The organism is Paenibacillus sp. B2(2019) (assembly GCF_008370385.1).
GTDB lineage: Bacteria > Bacillota > Bacilli > Paenibacillales > Paenibacillaceae > Paenibacillus_AQ.
Window position 1 is genome coordinate 185,998 of sequence record NZ_VTZR01000002.1, and the last position, 20,514, is coordinate 206,511.

At 44.4% G+C, this 20,514-nt stretch carries 22 protein-coding genes and 1 tRNA gene; 14 read left to right on the forward strand and 9 right to left on the reverse strand.

What is annotated here, in order from left to right; all coding sequences use genetic code 11:
* The first annotated feature begins 86 nt into the window (after positions 1–86).
* The 4 genes from PAENI_RS01180 to PAENI_RS01195 are packed head-to-tail and all read left to right on the forward strand — an operon-like array spanning position 87 to position 3,918.
* Positions 87–1,262 carry a serine hydrolase domain-containing protein gene (locus PAENI_RS01180; RefSeq protein ID WP_149643975.1) on the forward strand — a complete coding sequence of 392 codons (1,176 nt, stop codon included), beginning with the start codon at positions 87–89 and terminating at the stop codon, positions 1,260–1,262.
* A 49-nt stretch (positions 1,263–1,311) separates the two neighbouring features.
* Entirely contained in the window at positions 1,312–2,133 is an 822-nt protein-coding gene (locus tag PAENI_RS01185) for an ABC transporter permease (RefSeq protein WP_149643976.1), read from the forward strand.
* Complete coding sequence (locus tag PAENI_RS01190; RefSeq protein ID WP_149643977.1) at positions 2,130–2,912, forward strand: ABC transporter permease; 783 nt, start codon at positions 2,130–2,132, stop codon at positions 2,910–2,912. Before PAENI_RS01185 ends, PAENI_RS01190 begins: the two co-directional genes overlap by 4 nt.
* Positions 2,913–2,934: 22 nt before the next feature.
* Complete coding sequence (locus PAENI_RS01195) at positions 2,935–3,918, forward strand: ABC transporter ATP-binding protein (RefSeq protein ID WP_231573419.1); 984 nt, start codon at positions 2,935–2,937, stop codon at positions 3,916–3,918.
* Between the two features lie 5 nt (positions 3,919–3,923).
* Here PAENI_RS01195 and PAENI_RS01200 read toward each other — a convergent pair whose 3' ends face one another.
* Entirely contained in the window at positions 3,924–4,493 is a 570-nt protein-coding gene (locus PAENI_RS01200) for a TetR/AcrR family transcriptional regulator (protein WP_042186879.1), read from the reverse strand.
* 163 nt (positions 4,494–4,656) lie between these two features.
* Here PAENI_RS01200 and PAENI_RS01205 point away from each other — a divergent pair, with 163 nt between their 5' ends.
* From PAENI_RS01205 to PAENI_RS01215, 3 genes are read left to right on the forward strand one after another with little or no spacing between them, the layout of a single operon-like run.
* Positions 4,657–5,595, forward strand: a complete 939-nt coding sequence (locus tag PAENI_RS01205; protein WP_149643978.1) for a ketopantoate reductase family protein — start codon at positions 4,657–4,659, stop codon at positions 5,593–5,595.
* Positions 5,596–5,621: 26 nt separating this feature from the next.
* A complete protein-coding gene (locus tag PAENI_RS01210; protein WP_149643979.1) occupies positions 5,622–6,263 on the forward strand; it encodes a histidine phosphatase family protein in 642 nt (213 codons plus the stop codon).
* A 15-nt stretch (positions 6,264–6,278) separates the two neighbouring features.
* Complete coding sequence (locus PAENI_RS01215; RefSeq protein ID WP_149643980.1) at positions 6,279–6,869, forward strand: class I SAM-dependent methyltransferase; 591 nt, start codon at positions 6,279–6,281, stop codon at positions 6,867–6,869.
* A gap of 70 nt (positions 6,870–6,939) precedes the next feature.
* On the opposite strand, the gene PAENI_RS32150 is transcribed toward PAENI_RS01215, so the two are convergent.
* Both PAENI_RS32150 and PAENI_RS01220 read right to left on the reverse strand, forming a co-directional pair.
* Positions 6,940–7,035, reverse strand: coding sequence for a sporulation protein YjcZ (locus PAENI_RS32150; RefSeq protein ID WP_197069771.1), 96 nt, complete (start codon positions 7,033–7,035; stop codon positions 6,940–6,942).
* Between the two features lie 112 nt (positions 7,036–7,147).
* Positions 7,148–8,551, reverse strand: a complete 1,404-nt coding sequence (locus PAENI_RS01220; RefSeq protein ID WP_149643981.1) for an RsmB/NOP family class I SAM-dependent RNA methyltransferase — start codon at positions 8,549–8,551, stop codon at positions 7,148–7,150.
* A gap of 157 nt (positions 8,552–8,708) precedes the next feature.
* Here PAENI_RS01220 and PAENI_RS01225 point away from each other — a divergent pair, with 157 nt between their 5' ends.
* From PAENI_RS01225 to PAENI_RS01235, 3 genes are read left to right on the forward strand one after another with little or no spacing between them, the layout of a single operon-like run.
* Positions 8,709–9,845: a glycosyltransferase family 4 protein gene (locus PAENI_RS01225; protein ID WP_042186889.1), complete on the forward strand. Its 1,137-nt coding sequence runs from the start codon at positions 8,709–8,711 to the stop codon at positions 9,843–9,845.
* Positions 9,846–9,851: 6 nt separating this feature from the next.
* On the forward strand, positions 9,852–11,162 hold the full coding sequence (locus tag PAENI_RS01230; protein ID WP_149643982.1) for a metallophosphoesterase family protein: 1,311 nt from the start codon (positions 9,852–9,854) through the stop codon (positions 11,160–11,162).
* Positions 11,152–14,397, forward strand: a complete 3,246-nt coding sequence (locus PAENI_RS01235; RefSeq protein WP_149643983.1) for an AAA family ATPase — start codon at positions 11,152–11,154, stop codon at positions 14,395–14,397. The genes PAENI_RS01230 and PAENI_RS01235 overlap by 11 nt, the downstream gene beginning before the upstream one ends.
* Here the strand turns inward: PAENI_RS01235 and PAENI_RS01240 are convergent.
* Positions 14,384–15,496, reverse strand: coding sequence for a YkvI family membrane protein (locus PAENI_RS01240; RefSeq protein ID WP_042186895.1), 1,113 nt, complete (start codon positions 15,494–15,496; stop codon positions 14,384–14,386). The two genes, PAENI_RS01235 and PAENI_RS01240, sit on opposite strands and share 14 nt — an antisense overlap.
* A gap of 174 nt (positions 15,497–15,670) precedes the next feature.
* Here PAENI_RS01240 and PAENI_RS01245 point away from each other — a divergent pair, with 174 nt between their 5' ends.
* The 3 genes from PAENI_RS01245 to PAENI_RS01255 all read left to right on the forward strand — a co-directional run bounded on the left by PAENI_RS01245 (position 15,671) and on the right by PAENI_RS01255 (position 16,998).
* The gene (locus tag PAENI_RS01245) at positions 15,671–16,243 is read left to right on the forward strand and encodes a xanthine phosphoribosyltransferase (RefSeq protein ID WP_076283133.1); all 573 of its coding nucleotides are present in this window, start codon (positions 15,671–15,673) and stop codon (positions 16,241–16,243) included.
* Between the two features lie 101 nt (positions 16,244–16,344).
* Positions 16,345–16,662 carry a hypothetical protein gene (locus PAENI_RS01250; protein WP_036689410.1) on the forward strand — a complete coding sequence of 106 codons (318 nt, stop codon included), beginning with the start codon at positions 16,345–16,347 and terminating at the stop codon, positions 16,660–16,662.
* 117 nt (positions 16,663–16,779) lie between these two features.
* Positions 16,780–16,998, forward strand: coding sequence for a hypothetical protein (locus PAENI_RS01255; protein ID WP_042186900.1), 219 nt, complete (start codon positions 16,780–16,782; stop codon positions 16,996–16,998).
* A gap of 74 nt (positions 16,999–17,072) precedes the next feature.
* Here the strand turns inward: PAENI_RS01255 and PAENI_RS01260 are convergent, their stop codons facing one another.
* The gene (locus PAENI_RS01260; protein WP_042186902.1) at positions 17,073–17,519 is read right to left on the reverse strand and encodes a YhjD family protein; all 447 of its coding nucleotides are present in this window, start codon (positions 17,517–17,519) and stop codon (positions 17,073–17,075) included.
* 187 nt (positions 17,520–17,706) lie between these two features.
* Between PAENI_RS01260 and PAENI_RS01265 the strand changes: the two genes are divergently transcribed.
* A tRNA-Leu gene (locus PAENI_RS01265) sits at positions 17,707–17,790 on the forward strand.
* An 82-nt stretch (positions 17,791–17,872) separates the two neighbouring features.
* Here the strand turns inward: PAENI_RS01265 and PAENI_RS01270 are convergent.
* The 4 genes from PAENI_RS01270 to PAENI_RS01285 are packed head-to-tail and all read right to left on the reverse strand — an operon-like array spanning position 17,873 to position 20,387.
* Positions 17,873–18,403 (reverse strand): hypothetical protein, encoded by a 531-nt coding sequence (locus tag PAENI_RS01270; RefSeq protein ID WP_149643984.1) that lies wholly within the window; start codon positions 18,401–18,403, stop codon positions 17,873–17,875.
* 42 nt (positions 18,404–18,445) lie between these two features.
* Complete coding sequence (locus tag PAENI_RS01275) at positions 18,446–19,129, reverse strand: hypothetical protein (protein WP_149643985.1); 684 nt, start codon at positions 19,127–19,129, stop codon at positions 18,446–18,448.
* A complete protein-coding gene (locus PAENI_RS01280; RefSeq protein WP_042186909.1) occupies positions 19,126–20,019 on the reverse strand; it encodes an ABC transporter ATP-binding protein in 894 nt (297 codons plus the stop codon). Before PAENI_RS01280 ends, PAENI_RS01275 begins: the two co-directional genes overlap by 4 nt.
* On the reverse strand, positions 20,016–20,387 hold the full coding sequence (locus PAENI_RS01285; protein ID WP_042186911.1) for a GntR family transcriptional regulator: 372 nt from the start codon (positions 20,385–20,387) through the stop codon (positions 20,016–20,018). The genes PAENI_RS01280 and PAENI_RS01285 overlap by 4 nt, the downstream gene beginning before the upstream one ends.
* Between the last annotated feature and the right edge of the window lie 127 nt (positions 20,388–20,514).

Genomic DNA, 20,514 nt, shown 5'->3' on the forward strand with positions numbered 1-20,514 from the left:
TAGTACTGAAAAGGTATTATTAATAAGCAATATATTACATTTTTGAGAATTGACATGGCTTTTCATAGAATACTAGAGGAGTGTGAATGATGTTATCAACTACAGAGCTTAGCGAGCTGCACGAAGCGAATTACAGGGAGGACCGTTTAGAGGCACTTAATCATTTTTATGAGGATCTCTGTAATAAGAAAGTAGCCGATGGCTATATTTATTCTCTTAGTCGTTATGGAAAAATATTTGCTAATGGAGCGGGGGGACGCTTCAGTTACGAAGAAGATAGCGACCAAGAATTAAAAACGGATACAATTTTTCGAATCGCTTCTATTACCAAGCTGTTTACGGCAACAGCGATCTGGCAGCTGGCAGATGATGGAAAAATTTTTATGGGACAACCAGTTAGTTCTATTCTTCCGGAGTTTGATGCCGATCCTTTTAAGCCGATTACAATTGCTCATTTACTGACGCATACCTCCGGCATCGCACCTGATCATGGCACTATAAGTGATACCTACTATAAAAGTGCATGGTGGTATATTTATGAATCAGAGCTTGGAAAAGAAAACTGGATTAAAGCTGGACTTTCCTATGGCATTCGTTTTCCGGTAGGGACTCAATGGATGTATTCCTCGTTCGGATACGTGGTTCTTGGTGCAATTATTGAGAAAATAACAGGTGTTTTTGCAGAAGATTACATAATGGACAACATTGTAAAACCGTTAGGTATGACAGATACTTTCTTTGATATTCCGCCTGAAAAAGCTGGTAGGATCGCTATTCGTTCGGAAGAAGCCAAGGAATATCTTCAGAAGCTGCAAAACGGGGAAATTACGGATGAAGAACAAAGGTCTGAGGAAGAAATCAAGACTCCCGGAACTGGTGGGGGACTGTATTCAACCGTTAATGATCTACAAAAGTTCGGAATCATGCTGCTTAACCATGGGGAATACGAAGGTGGTCATATCTTAAGTCGGATGGCTGTTCAGAGAATGACCAAGCGGTTCAATTCTGAAAAACTTCCAAACTACGCATGGGGAGATGGAGGAGCGGATAGACCATATGGTCTTGGGCCAGACCTTCGATATAATGAAAGTACATCTTATTCTGAAGGCACTTTTTTTCACGAAGGATGGGGGTCTTGTTCTTTGGTCGTTGATCCGGTAGAAAAGCTGATTGCCGTTTGGTATATCCCTTTTCATAAAAATATATGGGACGGTAGAGGGATTTTCGGTACAAACAATGTGATCTGGTCCGGACTCGAATAAGAATAAGATTATATGTTGTGAGATATCAAAGATAGGCAGGATGTGACTTATGTTTGAGAAGATAAAGCACCGCTTTCGCGTTATGAGAGCGGTTGCTTTTGTTACTTATAAGGAATGGAGTGCGTACAGAACGCATTCGATGGTTTCTATTTTTGTAGGCCCGGTATATTTTTTAGTGCAGTATTATATATGGAGCGCTGTTTATAGCGGGGAATCCTCTATTAACGGGATGTCGCTCTCTCAGATGCTCTCTTATTTTTGCGCCACGATGTTGATCAACTACTTGACCATGGATTTTGCCGATTGGAACTTGCAAATGCTCATTCGCACCGGGAAATTCATTACGTTCTCTTTAAGACCAATGAATCATATGTTCTATGCATTGTCTCAGAAGGCAGGGCATAGGGTACTTGGGCTTCTATTTGAATTTATACCCTGCTTTATGATCTTCTTCTTTATTTTTCATATTGATGTTTTACCCGCAAATTTACTATACGCAATGCTATCGATAGCTATGGCGTTCATGATGAATTTTTTCATCCACTATAGTATTGGAATGGTGGCCTTTTGGATGGTGCAATCCTCCAGTATTCGTAACTTTTTTAGTCTTTGCGAGGGGATATTCTCAGGATCACTGATTCCATTAGTCTTTTTTCCAAAATCCTTACAGATGGCTTCCTTTTTCTTACCGTTTCAATATACGACCTTTCTGCCTGCAATGGTCTATACAGGTAGCTATACTTTAGCTGATATAACCTTACCTATTCCCCAAGTTTTGTTGTTGCAGCTTGTAGCCGTTATTATTGCCGGAATAGTCTGCCGGGTGCTGTATGCGGTATCGCTTAAGCATTTTACGGGGGTGGGCGCATGAAACGTATGTATCTAATATACAAAACTTGTATGAAGGCGAATATTGCTTCTGCGATCACCTATCGCGTTAATTTTATTCTTAATAGCCTTATCATGCTCATAGGGAATGTGTTGTTTCCCCTAGTAACGGTGTTCATCTATAATTCGAATGCTTCATTTGAAGGATGGACCTTTAAAGAGGCACTATTAATTCAATCCGTTTTCATTTTGTCTACGGCTTGTGCCGGGATTTTTTTTAACGGAATTATGTGGAATACGATGTCTCATGTAGTAGAAGGGACTTTGGAAGTGGTATTAATTAAACCAACTTCGAGCCTTTTTCTGCTGTTGGCCAGATCTTTTGAGTTCGAAAGTATCGGGCTTTTAGGTGGAGGAGTAGTCATGTTCGTATACGCACTTAGCGGAATCGAAGGGATGACCATTGGCTCTTGGTTATTGTTCCTGTTGTTGTTTGGCGCAGGGTTGCTTGTTATGTTCGGCGTGGCGCTTATTGTGGCAGCAATTTCCTTCAAATGGGTAGCGAATTCCCGCTTGCCGGAGATGTTTGAGAGCATTAAGTCTTTTGGGCGTTATCCAGGGACGATTTTCCCTAAAGCAGTCGTAGCCGTAAGTTCTTTTCTTTTTCCGGTTTCCATGATTGCTTACTTTCCAGCATCTACTCTGATTGGACGATGGGAAGCCTATTTTTTTATAGCGATTATCCCTTGTGTGTTATTTGCTGCCTTCGGAATTTGGCTCTATACGTACATGCTTCGTAGTTACAAAAGTGCCGGAGGATGAATTTGTATGAAGGAGAATTACATTGGACATTATTACCGTCAAGAATTTAACTAAGCAATATGAAACGTATCACCGTGGACAAGATGCAAAAAGCGTATTTAAAAGTCTGTTTCACCGTGAAAAATCGATTATCACCTCTGTAGAAGATCTTTCGTTCAGTGTTGGAAAAGGAGAGATCATTGGCATTTTGGGTCCAAACGGCGCGGGGAAATCTACGACTATTAAAATGCTGACAGGTGTTCTCTATCCCACATCGGGAGAAATAAATGTTCTAGGATACAACCCTCATAAGCAAAAAAATCAATATGTAAAACAAATCGGAGTACTGTTCGGACAGAAATCGCAGTTAATATGGGACATTCCTCCTTTGGATAGCTTTTATATGAACAAGGAAATTTATGATATTCCTACGAATGACTTTCGTACAAGACTAGATCGATTTGTAAGTATGTTTGAGATTGGTGATATTATCACTAAGCCTACGCGCACCCTTTCACTGGGAGAACGAATGAAATGCGAGTTTATTATGGCAATGCTTCATTCTCCGCCAGTGGTTTTTTTGGATGAGCCGACGATCGGGCTGGATGTTATAGCTAAACAAAGAATCAGAGAATTCATTAAGCAAATGAATCAGGAAGGCACCACATTTATTCTAACGACACATGACTTGGAAGATGTGGAACGTTTGGTGCAAAGAGTACTAATTATTCATCAAGGTAAAAAAGTATATGACGATAAGTTCTCCGAACTTCGACTTCATCTAGGCGCTAAAAAAGTGGTCAGGCTTTCTGCAGCTACAACGATTGGAGATATTGACCTGCCTGGGACTCTGATATCGGAAAGAATATCGGATTACGAAGTGGAATTAGAGATCGATACCGAGCAGTGTAAAATGGGTGAGTTTCTTCATATTCTTAGTGAAAAGGTAGAGATTCTTGATATATCCATTAAGGAGATCCAAATTGAAAAGATTATCAGCTCCATTTATGAGATGGATATGGGATAATATTTTCAAGCTTGAGAACGGATCATTTGCAGATTCAGATCTAGCATTGACCATAACTTTTCAGTAATTTCTTTTGCAGAACAAGGATTACTATGGGTAAACCACCATTCAATCACTCCGACAGTCGCCGAACTCAAAAATTGTACGGATATATCCTTACTTAACTTATCTAGGTTTAAATTGTTTTCTAAGAATTGTGTTTTGATTTGATTATTTATCATATCTTGTAATTGGTTTCTAAAGGAGAGCAAAGCTTTGTTTCTTAATAAAGTTTTATAAAAGAGAGCATTCTCCTCCAATTGTTCCAGCGTGCGGAGTAATGATGCCTTAGAGGGATTGGGTTCGGTTTCATCCTCCACTGCGGAGCAGCTTTCGATTAGTTGCTGGAGCTGAGCCGCCAGGCATTTATCCATCAGATCATATTTATCCGCATAATGGGAATAAATCGTTCCGCGGTTTACATCAGCGCGCTCTGCGATTTCGTTAATCGTTATTTTTTCAAAATCTTTTTCAGCCATTAGTTGAATTAATGCATTCATGATGGCTGTTTGGTTTTTTTTAATTCTTCTATCCATGGTAATACTCCCTTTTTATTAAACAATGTATTGTATTTTGTTGAAAAATCAACAAAACCGATCAAACTTACGATTGAACCCTACCGGAGATGTGATAATCTGATTTTATCGAACAGATGATCGAAATTCAACAAATGTCTAAAAAGGGATAGAGGAGTTAAATATGAGAATATTAGTTTTCGGAGCGGGAGTTTTAGGCAGCTATCTTGCACATGTCCTGGTGCGTGGGGGAAACGATGTCACAGTGCTTGCCAGAGGGAAGCGTGCAGAGCAATTGACGAAAGACGGTCTTGTACTTCGCCATTATTTTCAATGTAAAAACACTATGGATTCTGTAAAAGTCATCTCAGAGCTTCAACCGGATGATCACTATGATCTTATTTTTGTTGTTATGAAATACAATGATTTTCCAGCCGTATTACCTATTTTAGCTAAAAATCAGAGTCGGAATATAATTCTTGTGGGTAATAATGGCGATGCTCACGAAATGCAAAAGGATCTTCAGGAAATGAGCGATGTAAGAAAAAATATACTCTTTGGATTTCAGCTTAGCGCAGGAATTCGTGAAGCGAGCGGTCGAGTTATCAAAATACACGCAGGTGGGCAAATGGTACTTGGCAGTCTTGACGGTGAGATCCCAATAAAACACTTACTGGAAAAAGCGTTTGAGAACGCTAAGTATAAGCTAACTTATCATGAGGATATGGATGCTTGGCTCAAAAGTCATATCGTGCCTATAGTGGCTTTGAACTCCCTTAATTATCTTCATGACGGGGATTTGAAGAAGGTATCTAAAGATAAGAAGCTATTAAAACAAGCCATTTCAGTAATGGACGAAGGGTTTCAAATGATGGAGAAGCTAGACTATACGATCACTCCAGCAGGTCAAGTTGACTTTATTCGAAAACATAAACAGGGTGTATACTATGGTCTGAAAATAATTCATAAATTACCCTTTATGAAATTTGTAGATGGTTCTTTCAGCGAAATTGCAGCTTTGTTTAATTCGTTTGATAAGTTGAAACAACAAGCAAACATTGCGACGCCCCATTGGGATCAACTTCAAAAACAAGCGATCTCGAAGTTTAATACAAATGTATAACAATCTTTTTTGGAGGTGTACAATCGATGGCTATATATTTTATACGGCATGGAATAGATGATGAAGGCTATCGTGGGGGGTGGAGTCAACGTGGACTTGTAGTAGAGGGCTATAGACAAGCCGAACGACTTGGTTGTTATCTTAAGGAATATCAGTCTAGCTTTAACATCACTCGTATCCTTAGCAGTGATTTGCAGCGTGCGTTAGATACAGCAAATGAGATCGCCAGAGCGCTTAGCTTGCCTGTTGAAAGCAGTCAGTCTTGGAGAGAAACGAACAATGGTGTAATCGCTGGAATGCCCCATGAAATTGCAAATGAACGATACCCGGGTCTCTATTTCTCGGCATTAAGAATGGATGAGAGATTTCCAGGAGGAGAGAGCCCACAGGATTTTTTTACGCGAATTAATACAAGTTTCTCGAAACTATGTAATGAACTGGAGAGTACTGATCCAAAAGAAAATGTAATTGTGGTTACGCATGGTGGCGTAATTAATATTATTTATCATATTTTAAAAGGGCTAACGTGGACCAATAAGAATGCCCATTTCCCGGCTTCATATACAAGTATTCATAAAATAGAGTATCAAGTAGATAAGTGGGTAGTTACAGCTGGAAATCTTACGGAACATATATCAAGTGATCAGGCTGCTGGTATGTCCAATTGATTGGGAGGTACAAATATGGGATTATTGAATGCACTGATCGATCAAGCCAAGAACCCGAGAGGATTCGTGGGGAATATCATGATCAAGATCATGAACCAGGCACATTCCAGCATAACAACGTGGGGGCTTAAAAAAATAGAAATGATGAACAACGCACCTATTTTGGACATAGGCTGTGGTGGCGGTCAAACTATACATATGTTTGCAAAACATAATAAATATCAGGAAATCTACGGCATAGATTATTCTCAGCAAGCTGTGGAGACATCCAATCAAAAAAACAATAAGGCTGTTGCCGCAGGTAAGGTGAAGATTAGTCAGGGAGACGTATCGGCTTTACCGTTCAATGATGAATTTTTCGGGACGATCACCGCTATACAGACGCATTATTTCTGGCCAGATCTTGAACAAAATATAAGTGAAGTGTTTAGGGTGCTGAAGGCAGGCGGAACGTTTGTTATTATTTCTGAGGTCTATAAAATCAATTATCACATGAAACAATACACAAAAAACGAAGAGATAGATCAGTTATTTCGGAAAGTTGGCTTTCAAACGGTAAATATTCACGAGAACAACAAATGGAGATGTTATGCTGGAAAGAAATAAAGCGGCCGCACCGCCCTACAAAGGACGACACAGCCGCTTTAATTTCACCGTCTAATTAGCCGGATTGGTATTAAACGAACAACGAACGGGAAATGATTACGAGCAAGATAAAAAGTACCAAGATCGCTCCAGTCGAAGTGAAGGCTCCTCCATGAAATTCACCCATGTTAATTCCTCCTTACCATATATCTTTGTTCTCAAGTGCTGCGGCGGGTGTCGCAGCTTTCTGAGATAATGACATCATATGCCAAAGTGGACTGGATGTACTGGTCTATGGCCTATTGCTCGTCAATATGGGCTTTTAAGATGCGAAGTCCTTTAGGAAGATGATTCTTAAGTTGGCCTGCACTTGCTTTGCCCCAACTTATCGGCAATCCATCTAAAGTTACTAGTGTCCATCCATGTAATTCCACCGGCACAGGTAAGCTTTCTCCCCGGAGCCAAGCATGTATTTCCAGCCCCCCACTACTGAGATCAAAACTACGTGTTACTTGTGTGTGCTGAATCGCCATCGCTAGGGCGTGAGCGGGTTCAATCCGATTTTTCTTCAAATGGGCAATATGTAGCCCGGCACGAGGAATACGCAAACCATCCAGCAGCCCAGTATGGAGGTTGCCATTAAAGGATTCAGGCAGTAAATAAAGGGATTCTCCGAACAGCAGAGGGACGCCTTGATATGAGAAACCAGGAAGCTCTAACGAAGCCCAGTCTTGGAATAACTGGTATGCATCGCGAACGGAAGAATTAATTTTTGGATTGCTTTTGCTTCGACGCTTTTTGGTGCTGCGTTTGGCGTCATCGTTAACGTCGTTTTCGGTGACACTTTGCTTACGTAGGAGTGCAACAAAGTGGCCTTCGCCTTTTTCTAAATGTGGCCAAAGGCGCTTGTGGGTGATTAATTCCATATCGGGGTAACGATCCGTCAATCGGGCAATGATCTCCTCATTCTCTTGACGGTTAAAGGTGCAAGTAGAGTAGGCTAGAGTCCCCCCAGGCTTAAGCATAAGGTAGGCGTCTTGCAGGATGTCCCATTGTCTCGCCGCACACATAACCACATGGTCAGGAGACCACTCTTGAACGGCATTTGGATCTTTTCGAAACATGCCTTCTCCTGAGCAAGGAGCATCCAGCATAATTCGGTCAAAAGCAAGTGGAAAGCGCGAAGACAGCTGCTCTGGCGTTGCACAGGTTACGAGGGTATTCTTAATGCCTAAACGTTCTACGTTCTCTGCAAGAATTTTTGCGCGCTCTGGATGGATTTCATTAGAAATTAAGAGGCCTTGTCCTTGCATTAAACCAGCGATATGCGTAGTTTTACCCCCTGGAGCTGCTGCAAGGTCGAGGACGGTTTCACCGGGTTTAGGTGCCAGCAGTTCAGCTGCGGACATTGCGGAAGGCTCCTGAATATAATATAGTCCAGCAGCATGGTAAGGGTGCCTGCCTGGTCGAGCGGGCTCTTCATAATAATAACCATCAGGGCACCATGGGATAGGTTTCAGATCAAACTGTGAGACTGTGCGTTCTACTGCGACTTGACCTGAATCTGAGATACTTTTCAATGGATTAAAGCGAAGTCCCTGCGTTCGTGGAGCTGAATAACTTTCTAGAAAAGCATTTGCCTCTTGCCCCAGCATTTCTTGTATATATGCGGTGTAAGAGGCAGGCAGCTGTTCTTCCTTCATAGATCATTCTCCTTTTTCTTAGTTGCTGTTTCATGTTTATACCGATAAAATCAAGGTATGGGGAACGTAATCGTACCTGAAATTCTACATATACACAACTATATCATAATTGCCAAGTCTTACTGTACGTAAGGCAATTGTAAAGGGGATGTACCATATGAATTTGCTGCAAGCGCTCTTCTTCCCACCGGAGCAACCCGGTGGTGTATCGTCCATGATCCCTTATCTTCAGGAAAGGTTCCGTTCAAGTCGCTGGGAGATGGATTTGTTTTGGTTACCTAAGCGGATTCGCAACAAGGGACATGAAGAAGTCATATTCGAGACCTTTGATTGGACCCAGTTTGGGGAAAGTCAGATCGTTCAGAAATATATTCAGACCTACCGTGATTATCTATGGTGGACTAAACTACGAATGAGCAAGACATATGATCTTATCCATTCCCATCATCCAATTGCTGGTTTAGCAATGAAAAAAGTATTTCCAAATACTCCGTTAATTCAAACCTTACATTCCAGTTATGAGCGAGAGCTGATTCTGAATGGAGCTATTTCTGAAGGTGGGCTGGAACATCAGTTTCTAGTTTCGCTATACCGCGAACTTGAGCATGTTAGTGATCGGTTAATGACTGTGTCGCAAGCTTTTGCAGAGTATGTGGCGCCTTATATTCTAGATCCTTCTAATATAGGAGTAATACCGAATGGTTTTGATGAGAAAAGGTTTAAGCCAGTCCCGCATGACAACGCTGTACCACAGCTAGTGACTGTGACACGTCTAGTTCCAGCCAAAGGAATTGATACTTTACTCAAGGCCTGTGCTGAGCTTAAAAATCGCGGCCATGAATATGTACTGCATATTATTGGAGATGGACCTTCCCGTGCGGATTTGGAAAACATGGCTAAGCAATTAGGGATTTATAATGAAACAATTTTTTATGGATATACGCTCCATCCGGAAGAATTCATGCCTTTCTTTGATATTTTCGTGCTGCCTTCTCGGGCGGAGGCCTTCGGATCGGTGTTTGCAGAAGCAGCGCTTAGCTGCTTGGCTTTAGTTGGGACGAATGTAGGCGGGATACCGGAGCAGATTGAAGATGGTGTGAATGGCCTGCTCGTCAGTCCTGATGATGAGATTGCTCTTGCTGACGCTTTAGAGAAGGTGATATCTGATCCGGCTTATCGTTATGAGCTTTCTCGTTCAGCTTGGGATAAAGCGAAAAGCTTATACTCGCTGACTCGTGTCGCTAATGAACTTAAAAAGACATACTTACAGTATCCCTCAGGAACGAAGGGGTGAGCAGCTATGATTCCATTTCGATTTCTACATGCTGCTGACTTACATCTGGATAGCCGTTTTGCTGGGCTGGCGCATATTTCGCCAGCCATTCGTTCTTATTTACGTGAGTCAACCTTCGCCGCCCTTGGGCGGCTTGTCCGCGTTGCCATCCAAGAGAATGTTGATTTTATCGTCATCAGTGGAGATGTATACGATGTTTCTGACGCTTCCTTACAGGGTCAACTGCGATTTCAGGAAGCACTCAAGGAACTGGGTCAGCAAGGAATACACGTGTTTCTGATCCATGGCAATCATGATCCACTTGACGGATTGCGTCTGACTACAGAAATGCCCAGGCATGTAACCGTGTTTGGAGGAGAGAAGCCAGATCTCTCTACGGCTTACCGTCGCAAAGATGGTCAAGAAGTGGCTATTGTTAGTGGAATCTCCTATCCGACTGCGAAAGTTACGGACAACACTGCAGTGACCTTTTCTCGAAAGCCTGGCAGCCGTCTGTTTCATATTGCTATGCTGCATGGGAATGTAGACGGTGATTTACTGCACGAGACGTATTCTCCTTGCAGTCGTAGGGACCTTATCGAACGGGGTTTTGATTATTGGGCACTTGGACATATCCATAAACGTAGTGTATTGCATGAAAAACCGGCAATTATATACCCGGGCAATATACAAGGACGTAGCATTAAGGAAACCGGACCCAAAGGTTGTTATGTTGTGGATGTTGATGAGGCTGGAAGTGCTACGCCCCATTTTCATGAGCTTGATTATGTTCGCTGGCAGGTACGGGATCTGTCCATTGAGGGATTGAGTAATGAAGCAGAATGGATACAAAGGGTAGAGCAGGTGATTGACGATATCAGGGAGGAACTCCCGGAGCTGATGTCAGTGGTCAGATTTCGTCTGATCGGACGCGGGGACGTACATAAAGTATTAGCTCAAAAAGGAGCGGTAGAGGATCTGCTGTCTGAACTCCAGCGCCGTGAGGCGGTACGTGCTGAGCGTAAAGATTATAAGGGACTTGTCTGGGTGGAAGGATTCGCTGTAGAATCCGGGTTAGCTATTGACCGTGAACGGTTATTAGAGGAGGATAGCTTTCTTGGAGAAATGCTGCGAATTACAGAGCGTACGGAACATTCAGCAGAAGCGCTTGAAGAATTAATAAACAGTGCGCTTAAGCCGCTCATGGAGAATCAGGAGCTGCGACAGCTGCTCTCGGTGACAAGTCAAGAGGAGAAGTTAAGTTGGCTTCGTAGTGCAGCAGAACAGGGAATCACAATGCTCGGTGGAATGGAGGGTGCTCCAGAAGATGAGAATTGAACATTTGCAGATCCATGGCTTCGGACGTTTGCATAACCGAGAGATTGAACTATCGGAAGGAGTTACTATACTCTATGGACGTAATGAAGCAGGAAAAAGCACGACGTTACAGTTTATTCGCTCCATGCTGTTTGGAATTCCAAGTCGTGGTAACCCTACGGAGAGGTATGAACCTATGCAAGGCGGATTACATGGGGGAATACTGAAGGCACGTGATAGTAATGGTGCCCTGTGGACCATTCGTCGCCATACAGCTGGTGGTGAGGGCTCAGGAAGAAATGAGAAACTGAACATCACGGTTAACCATCCGAATGGAACAACGCAAGAGCTAGGGCAAGCTGAAATGGAGCGTCTTTTGCTTGGTGGTATCTCTCGGAGCATGTTCCATCAATTGTTCGCGGTCTCTCTCGATGAACTGCAGGAGCTTGCTGCGCTTCAATCAGAAGAGATGGGCAGCTTTCTCTTTCACGCGGGTATGGGCGGTGGTGGAACGATCATGCGGGCGGAACGCCGATTGGTACAGGAAGCTGAGAAGCTGTATAAACCTCGGGGCAAGCTGCAGGAAGCTGCTAAAATCGTTCAGGCTATTGAGAAACTAGAGCGTCAGATGGCGGAGAGCCGCTCTTATCTTCCACGTTATAACGGTAATATAGCAGCATTAAAGGTTACGGAATCTGAGCTAGATCAACTGGAACAACAACGTAAGCTTACTGGAGACAAGCTCGTGATGCTTCGCAAAGCTCAGGATGTTCGTGAATTGTGGTTAAAATGGAGCGATGCGCAGCTCGAGCTGCAGGACCTGCCAGCGATTACAACCTTTCCTGAAGATGGAGCGATTCGCTATCAGGCACTTGAAGGTGAAATTCGGAATGCTCAGGGAGCAGTAACTCGTTATGAACGTCTGCAAAGTGAGCTTACGGCTGAGCTGGCGCAGAATCCGCCGGATGCGTTGTTAACAGCGCAAGGGCCTGCCCTGGAGCGGCTGGATCGCCATCGGAGCAGCTATGAAAACCTGCGAGCGGAAAGACAGCGGCTAGACGGTGAATGGACCGCGCTGAATGAGCATTTGCAGCGAATTCTGCGAGGCATTGATATCAGCTGGAGCGCGGCAGAGCTGACTGCATTTTCGGGTGCAGCGGCGGATCGTGAAGCTGCACGGAGGTTTGCAGCGGCGTTCGCAAGTTATGATCGCCGCATGGAAGCGGAGGGCGCAGCACGGCAGACGCTGCGTTCCCGCTTGGCCGCTGCCTCAGCTTCGCTGCAGGCAGCAGAACGGGCGCTGGCGCGTGAACACGCAACCGGTGCCGAATCTTTTGCGCAGCTGGCTCCGCGCAGCGCCCGAGAAGTGCTGCAGCTGTGGGACGAGCTGCAGCAGGCGGCCGAGCGCTGGCGCGAAGCGCAGCTCAGCGAAGGGCCGCAGCGCGGCCCCGGCGCCGGAAGTGACGGCCCTAGCGCGCAGCGCATGGCCGCGCTCTACCGGCGCCTGCTGTGGGCTGGGGCAGCACTAACCGTGTTGCTGCCCACAGCGCTGTGGCTGACCGGTGCTCCGCCGGTCAGCGCAGTGCTCGCGATCGGCCTGCTTGGCGCGGCCGATCTGGCCCTTTGGGCCGGCCTCAGCGGAGCGCGCCGGCCGGAAGCGTCCCCGCCAGGGCATGGCGGGGACGTGGGCACAGCCGCAGCCGAGATGCTGCGGCTGCGGGGGCAGCTGCTCTCCGGGGCGGAGCCGGAGAGCGCCATGCCGGGGCGGCGATCGGCCGCCCCGGGGTCCAGCCCTGACGCAGGCGGGCTGGAAGCCTCCATGAGGGAGCTTCGCAGGCTCATGGAGGCTTGGTCCGCTTGGCGGCAGCGCATTGAACGCTATGCCGCCGAGCGGGATGCCTGCCGCACGGAGTTGGAGACGCTGGCAGGCCAAGAGAAGCTGCTCGGGGAAGAAATGAGCCTGGCAGAGACGGCTTTTACGCAAACTGCTGAGCACTATGAAGAATGGCTGCGTGAGCGCAGATTGCCCGAAGGGTTGTCTCCGGAAGGGCTGCCGGATATCTTCGCTATGGTGGAGCAGGGGAACGAACTGCTGCGCCAAGAGAATAAGCTCTCTGTACGTCTGAAAGAGCTGGAAGATGAGTGTCACGTGTTCGAGGAGGAGCTGCTTGCTCTCATTTATGAATCAGGTACTGACCCTTTAGACGAGTCTGGCGTAGCGGCAACTAGCTTTGATATGGATCCGCACGATGGACAGCGACGATCTGCACTAACTTTACTAAGCTGGCTGGAACTTCGAAAAAGAGCTTGGGATGAACTGAAAAAGGACCTGGTTCGCCGGGAAGGCATTCAGTCACGGTTACAAGAGCTTCTGGAAGAGCTTAAGGAGAGCCATAGGGTATTAAGTGAGTTAAGAGAACAGCGTGAACACCTGTTGCACGAAGGCGGAGCAACAGGCGGGGAGGATTTCTTAAGGAGATCGGCTGCTGTACAGCGGCGTAGTGAGCTGAATAAATCCATTCGCCAGTGGGAGCTAGCCATGTTTGGAGGCTGGGAGGATGAGCGAGTTAACGCCTTGCAGTTATTATTAGATCATCATGATGCTTCAGCACTCCAGAAGGAACGTACGGCAGCTGAAGAGCTAGCTGAACGGGAAGAAGAACTGTGGAACACCCTGCTGGAGCAACGAGGGAAGCTGCTTCAGGAAAGGGAGTATTTGAAAGAGCGTTGTATGGAGGACTCTGTTATTCAGCAATTGGAAGAGCAGAGAGCTGCTCTGCGAATCGTGGCTGATAAGTATGCGGTAGCAGCATTAACTGCTGAATTAATCGGAAGAACCCGCCGTATTTATGAACAGGAGAAGCAACCGCAGGTACTTTTGCTTGCATCTGACTATTTCTCCAAGCTGACCGAAGGGGAATACAAAAGAGTAGTTATGACTCTAGGTCATAAAGAACTAAAAGCGGAACACAAATATGCTGGACTGCTGGACAGCGGTCTGCTCAGCCGTGGGACGGCAGAACAGTTGTACCTTTCCATCCGCTTGGCACTTGCAGAGACGATGTCTCGGCAAGTATCGTTACCACTACTATTCGATGATCTATTCGTCAATTTTGACGAGGCTCGTCTTCATGCTGCGCTTTCACTGCTTGGTGAACTGTCGGTCTCCCGCCAGATTGTGATGATGACCTGTCACAAGCATGTGGCGGAAGCGGCAGCACGAATCATTCCAACAGCAGCAGTTATTTCCGTGTAACTGGTTTTATGGATACAAGGCTGTTCCCTTTTCCACTCGAACCCGATGAAGAATCGCTACGTGGTGGAGTAGACCATGGCGTACGTAGTAGCATGACAGCCCAGACCATCGACAAAGCTCCGAAGATCGGGTAGAACACGGAGAGTAGAGAGCTAAAGCCAAATTGGCTCAGTAAATAACAGACCAACATCAGAATCGGCGTAATCAATGCGGGTTTAACTGGAATTCGTTGTTTAAGCTGCATGGTGACACCATAAATGTCGGCGACAAAAGTGCTAAAGATCTCCAAAAAGATCAGCAACAAATATATAGTTTGTACTACAGTACCCAACCGGATGGCGATGTTGCCCATAGGGATTTCAAATTGGAGAATATCAGGCATCTGGGAGCTCATCGCGAAATGTGCGGCGATCAACATAAAGCCGATTCCGGCACCACCAATAATACCGCCCCAGACAAGAGATTTTTCTTCATCCGTATGTCGAGCCATGGGAACTAATACGGCTTGAGCCATACCTAGATTGAAGGCGGTGTAGAGCAACGGCGACATCCAAGCGCCAAAGATTGTCCGATCCGTTTCTAGGAATAAGAACCGCTGAGCTCCTGGAATTTGAAAGGTATTAAAAATAATGATGAGTGACAGCGTAAGCATTAATGGGACGATCAGACTGTTCATTTGCAGAATACCGGAAATTCCCCGTTTAAGCAGAAAATAAGAACCCACCAGCGTGAGTATTAGCCCTGTTTGATAATGAAATCCAAGATGTTCTTGAAAAATAGCGCCCGCGCCTGCAAGCATAATACTGTTGACACCGATTAAGATGACCATCGTGAACAAACTGATGGTGCTTCCGACTTGGTCGCCGAAGAGGTGTCGGTTAAAGTCTTCATAAGACTCTGCTTCTATGCGCCGAGCGATGACCATCATTTTCGTACCCAGCCATATAAACAGTATAGTAGAGAGCAGGATGGTCAGGACTGCCCAGTGTCCGTAACGAGTGAAGAATTTTAATATTTCTTGTCCGGTGGCGAATCCGGCTCCTACAATGGTGCCAATGTAAGTGAATGCGATCTGTAATGTTCGGACATGTGATTTCATGGCTCCCCTCCTAATAGTTTTAAGAACAAAAGAAAAATCATAATGCGTGCTATGCAGGATTGCCTTGTGTACTCTATATAGTACAGGTTATGATGAGGATCAGTAGGACATGACTTCCGTGATTCATTTGTACGGAACGTCTGCGATTATAAAGGGTATTGGAGGTTCAAAGTCATGGAAGTGTTGAAACAGCGGATTTTGGAGGAAGGTGTCGTCGTTTCGGATGAAGTGCTGAAGCTTGATGCACTGTTGAATCATCAGGTAGATCCGCAGCTTACGATGGAAATGGGACGGGAGTTTGCCGGGAGGTTTGCGGACTGCGGAATTACACGTATTGTGACCGTGGAATCCTCGGGCATTGCCGTGGCATTTGCCACCGCATATGAGTTAAAGGTGCCGTTAGTTTTTGCACGTCGCAAAAAAACACTGTTAGCAGATCCGGACGCACTTTGTGAAAGAGTTCCTTCTTTTACGAAAGGTATTGTTACCGACATTATGTTGTCTCGCCAATTCATCTCTCCAGAGGATAAAATCCTCTTTATCGATGATATTATTGCTAATGGTGATGCAGCACGTGGATTGATTAAGATCATCGAGCGCTCTGGCGCTGAGCTGGTAGGTCTTGGCGTTGTAGTGGAAAAAAGCTTTCAGGCTGGAGCTCGGACGATCAAAGAACAAGGCATCCGACTGGAGTCACTCGTAAGAATTACTTCTCTTAGTGGAGGCACCATTGAATTTGGGGAATAACCCGTTTTTGAGATAAGAACAGGCCTATTTTTCAAACAACTGCTTTTCACCCTATAGATTTTCCTTTATAATAAAATCAGACATAGGGAGGAGGCGTCACAATGGGGAAAGAACCGGTGACTGAGCAATTTTTTATTGATAAATTAACCGAGGCCAAGGATCACTTCGAGCGTGCGCTGGATTGCAAACACACGGAATTCGACGATCTGTATCCCTATATGATTGAACATCCTCAGTTTTTTTGGTACAAACGCTATGTAGCTTGGTCAGAACTTCTGACAATCAAAGGTTTATGTGAGGAACTTTCCTTCCCTTGGAGGGAGAAATTCACAACAAACCAAGTGGAGTATCTGGAGCAACGTGTGATGTCCGCTAAAGTTCTTGATTTCTGGTTCGAGAAGAATGAAGCGCTGATATAAGAATGCTTTAGTAGACATGCAATTGGTCAATTACTTATACGAGACCCAGATGATTTTTCATTTGGGTCTTTTTTCTGGATGAAAATAGGATAAGCTATACAGAGGGAGGGATTCATGATGATTAGCGATGAACAATTAGATGCATACCGAATTTCCGGCGAGAAAATTCGTGTGGTGCGGGACGGCATAGAAAGTAATGATGTAAAAGGGATTGTTCTGGCTTGGGATGATTCGCAGGTGATGATACGTCGTCAGAATAGACGAGTAGTAAAGCTGGATCGGAATTATTTATTCCAACCCTTCAGCGAACCAAGGAAAGAACCTGATAATATATAGTTTCCGCAGCAAAAACAGCTCCTTACCCAAATTGGGTGGGGAGCTGTTCTGCTTACATATATGCCTCTGACGGATTAAATACTTAAAGCTAGCTGGGAGTCACTTTCTTCTCTGGAGAGTATGGAGAGCTCTGTGGACAGTCCGAGATACGCACGCATTCGCAGCATCATCTCTCTACGGAATCCTGGCCATAATATATTCATCTCACCTTGATATCCTCTACAGGAGTACAAGGCCTCGACTCCTCGTTGATCTTGGCGAACGGTTGTGATCTTCAGATCATGTGAGCTCAATTCACGCGTAACCTCTTGAAGCATTAGTGAGGTCTTCTTAGTGGCACCAGACAAGAGCTCCATATAAAGCTGAGGGGTCTTAAATAGACCACTTTTGCTGATTACACGGCAGTCACGCTCGAAAACTTTATGAATAAACGTTAGCAGCAAATAGCTTCTGACAAGGGACAGTTCTTCTTTAGTAACATCTTCATCAACAATGGATGTCTTCAACTTCGTAGTCGCCATTATAAATCACCTCATTTATATTATGCGAACCTTTGTTCTCATTATACCTTATATTAGGAATTAAAAGCAATAATTATCCATAAAATAATGATCGATAAGAAAAGCTGGAAAATATATTGACGCTTTAATCTCAGCATGGTATGATCTATCTTGTGACCGCAAGTTTGGTATGTAGTCATTATGATGTGCGGTCGTGGCGGAATTGGCAGACGCGCACGGTTCAGGTCCGTGTGGTAGCAATATCGTGGAGGTTCGAGTCCTCTCGACCGCATCACAAGAAACTCCCTTGAGAAATCAAGGGAGTTTTTTTGTGTGAATATAATTAATCGAAGGTAACTTTAGCATACTCGTATCTAGATCGATAAATATCGAATTAACCCTAATAGAGCGAAGGCGAGCAAAACTGTTCCAGCACCAATGCCTGTAATTGCACTGTTTGCGACCTTAAGTTTTTTAGATATGAACAGTGATACGATAGAGATTGCAACCAGAAGTGCTGCTAAAAGGTATAAACTGAAATCGTTAAACACACTTTTTAAGCCAATAAAATGAATCCCTACTATAAAGGCAATCCAAGGAGCAACATAATCATTATACTTACATTTCATCAATATAGAAGCTCCAGCACCAGCCAACAATAATTCAATATAGACAGAAATTAGATAATTATCAAAAGAGGTCTTGTCATTTAATACGGAGGGAGCATCCCAGTTCGTCACACTTAAATAGACACCAATCAAGCAGACGAGAAGGGATACACCAGAAGCTATGCCAATATATTTTCGCCAGCTGGATCTGGGGTTTTCTTGTGCCCAACCAAACCAACTAAAACTAAACATACCGAATATAGAAGCATACATGGCGTAATCCCTCACATAATCCATACAATACCCCCTATAAATATTAACAATATTCCAGGCAGAGTCTTATACTGTAGACTTCCGAAGCATCCAGAACGATAAGAGTGCATACAAGACCGTCAAGGGCATACTCCACAAGGCAAGTTCAAATGCGGTATGGCTAGCCAACCAATTAAATACATCTACCCACCACTGATAATATGTCATTAACAATCCAGCGACACTGTACAGAATAAACATGACTGCCGCGAAAATGAATAGGCCGCTTCTACCAAATCTACGGAAGATGCTGGATATAACAAATCCCCAATAAAACATATGCAACAAGATCATGAAATAGATCCACAGCTGCTCTAGGACAGTACCATCATTCAAGTATGGTAGGTGAAAATAATGTAGCTGCACACCCCATCCAGATGTTAATTTGGTTTCCACAATAGATAGCAGGAACAGAAGAAGTGAGAAGCCGGCACTTGTTATAACGGCCATCAAGGATGTGCCGAAGAAATAATCTGTCCTCCGTAGGCTTAAGCCCAAGGCAAAGGGGAAAGTCTGTACTAAAATGATGATACCTATGACAAACATATAAATAAAGATTGAGACTAGGCCGCCGGTATACATTGGTTCTTGCAGGAAAAAAGCTATGACAAGATTAACCAAAAAGCTGGACAATAATATAATCCAAGGCATAAACAACCAAAACCATTTATCCTTGTAGTGCATTTTTAATATCCCTGTCATTTGGTTCATTGCACTGCAACTCCCTTCCCTTGGGATTTTCTGTTTGTAAGATGAACAACTAACTGTTGTAAAGATATCGGGGAGATCTCCAGACCAAGCATCTCAGCACGTGATAGATCTGTTGAGTTTAAGCCAATAACAGTGGCAGAAAGTAATCCGCCAAAGGATTCACGAGAGATGATCTCTTTACCGGTGATTAAATCTTCGACCTTCGCAGCCGCACCGATAACTTTAGCAGCTCGCCCGCGAAGAGCTTCAGCATCCTCATTGATAATCAGCTTACCGTTGTCAATAACAATGACATGCTCTAATAGCTGGCTTACCTCGTCAATTAAGTGTGTAGACAAGACAACTGTTCGCGGATATTCTGAATAATCCTCAATTAGTCGATCGTAAAACAGGCTTCTTGCTACAGCATCGAGACCTAAATAAGGTTCGTCAAAAATAGTCAGCGGAGCGCGGCTCGCCAGGCCTACTACAATGCCCACCGCCGAGAGCATTCCTCTGGACAGCTTCTTTATTCTTCTTTTTAAGGGAAGATTAAAGTCCTTGATTAAGGAGTGGGCGTAGTCCCGATCAAAGTTAGGGAAGAATAACTCGGATACCTCTAGAACATCGATAATACGGTACGTATCCGGATACTTTTGGCTTTCCTTAATAAAGCAAATCTGATTGAGTACGCGGTTATTCTCATAGGGATGTTCCCCGAACACCTTTAAATCACCGCTTGTAGCAAATAACTGTGCTGTAATCATGTGCATGATCGTTGTTTTGCCCGCACCATTTCTGCCAAGCAGACCATAGATTTTGTTCTTTTCTAAAGAAAAACTAATGTCTTGGATGACGGTTACCTTTCCATACGACTTGGTCAGTCCCTTGATCTCAACGATTTCATTCATGACCGATTATCTCCCCTCTGAATCATCTTCGTTAATTGATCCAACGTAATTCCTAATTTCTCTGCTTCACGGATCATAGTTACAACATATTGCTCATAAAATTGCTCTTTTCTCTTCTCCATCAATACTGTGCGCGCTCCAGAAGCTACAAACATGCCGATACCTCGCTTTTTGTATAAAATTCCTTGGTCGACAAGCAAATTCACACCTTTCGCAGCCGTCGCCGGATTGATCTGGTAAAAAACAGCAAATTGATTTGTTGAAGGAACCTGTGATTCCTCCAAGAGTGTTTCTTCGATGATGTCATTTTCTATGCGTTCGGCGATCTGCATAAATATCGGTCGAGTATCATCCATTAAGCTTCCCATGTATTCACCGCCATGTTCATTGGTTAGTTAGTTATGTAATTAACCATATATGCAACAGACCCATTTGTCAATCATTACAATGTGGATTTTTTGATCCCATTGAGCCCAAATCCAGTGAATTGGCGTA

Excerpts from the sequence above, each read along its gene's own strand:
- PAENI_RS01180 (WP_149643975.1), top strand. The coding sequence starts at position 87 with ATGATGTTATCAACTACAGAGCTTAGCGAGCTGCACGAAGCGAATTAC.
- PAENI_RS01185 (WP_149643976.1), top strand. The coding sequence starts at position 1,312 with ATGTTTGAGAAGATAAAGCACCGCTTTCGCGTTATGAGAGCGGTTGCT.
- PAENI_RS01190 (WP_149643977.1), top strand. The coding sequence starts at position 2,130 with ATGAAACGTATGTATCTAATATACAAAACTTGTATGAAGGCGAATATT.
- PAENI_RS01200 (WP_042186879.1), bottom strand. The coding sequence starts at position 4,493 with ATGGATAGAAGAATTAAAAAAAACCAAACAGCCATCATGAATGCATTA.
- PAENI_RS01205 (WP_149643978.1), top strand. The coding sequence starts at position 4,657 with ATGAGAATATTAGTTTTCGGAGCGGGAGTTTTAGGCAGCTATCTTGCA.
- PAENI_RS01210 (WP_149643979.1), top strand. The coding sequence starts at position 5,622 with ATGGCTATATATTTTATACGGCATGGAATAGATGATGAAGGCTATCGT.
- PAENI_RS01215 (WP_149643980.1), top strand. The coding sequence starts at position 6,279 with ATGGGATTATTGAATGCACTGATCGATCAAGCCAAGAACCCGAGAGGA.
- PAENI_RS32150 (WP_197069771.1), bottom strand. The coding sequence starts at position 7,035 with ATGGGTGAATTTCATGGAGGAGCCTTCACTTCGACTGGAGCGATCTTG.
- PAENI_RS01220 (WP_149643981.1), bottom strand. The coding sequence starts at position 8,551 with ATGAAGGAAGAACAGCTGCCTGCCTCTTACACCGCATATATACAAGAA.
- PAENI_RS01225 (WP_042186889.1), top strand. The coding sequence starts at position 8,709 with ATGAATTTGCTGCAAGCGCTCTTCTTCCCACCGGAGCAACCCGGTGGT.
- PAENI_RS01230 (WP_149643982.1), top strand. The coding sequence starts at position 9,852 with ATGATTCCATTTCGATTTCTACATGCTGCTGACTTACATCTGGATAGC.
- PAENI_RS01235 (WP_149643983.1), top strand. The coding sequence starts at position 11,152 with ATGAGAATTGAACATTTGCAGATCCATGGCTTCGGACGTTTGCATAAC.
- PAENI_RS01240 (WP_042186895.1), bottom strand. The coding sequence starts at position 15,496 with ATGAAATCACATGTCCGAACATTACAGATCGCATTCACTTACATTGGC.
- PAENI_RS01245 (WP_076283133.1), top strand. The coding sequence starts at position 15,671 with ATGGAAGTGTTGAAACAGCGGATTTTGGAGGAAGGTGTCGTCGTTTCG.
- PAENI_RS01250 (WP_036689410.1), top strand. The coding sequence starts at position 16,345 with ATGGGGAAAGAACCGGTGACTGAGCAATTTTTTATTGATAAATTAACC.
- PAENI_RS01255 (WP_042186900.1), top strand. The coding sequence starts at position 16,780 with ATGATTAGCGATGAACAATTAGATGCATACCGAATTTCCGGCGAGAAA.
- PAENI_RS01260 (WP_042186902.1), bottom strand. The coding sequence starts at position 17,519 with ATGGCGACTACGAAGTTGAAGACATCCATTGTTGATGAAGATGTTACT.
- PAENI_RS01270 (WP_149643984.1), bottom strand. The coding sequence starts at position 18,403 with ATGGATTATGTGAGGGATTACGCCATGTATGCTTCTATATTCGGTATG.
- PAENI_RS01275 (WP_149643985.1), bottom strand. The coding sequence starts at position 19,129 with ATGAACCAAATGACAGGGATATTAAAAATGCACTACAAGGATAAATGG.
- PAENI_RS01280 (WP_042186909.1), bottom strand. The coding sequence starts at position 20,019 with ATGAATGAAATCGTTGAGATCAAGGGACTGACCAAGTCGTATGGAAAG.
- PAENI_RS01285 (WP_042186911.1), bottom strand. The coding sequence starts at position 20,387 with ATGGGAAGCTTAATGGATGATACTCGACCGATATTTATGCAGATCGCC.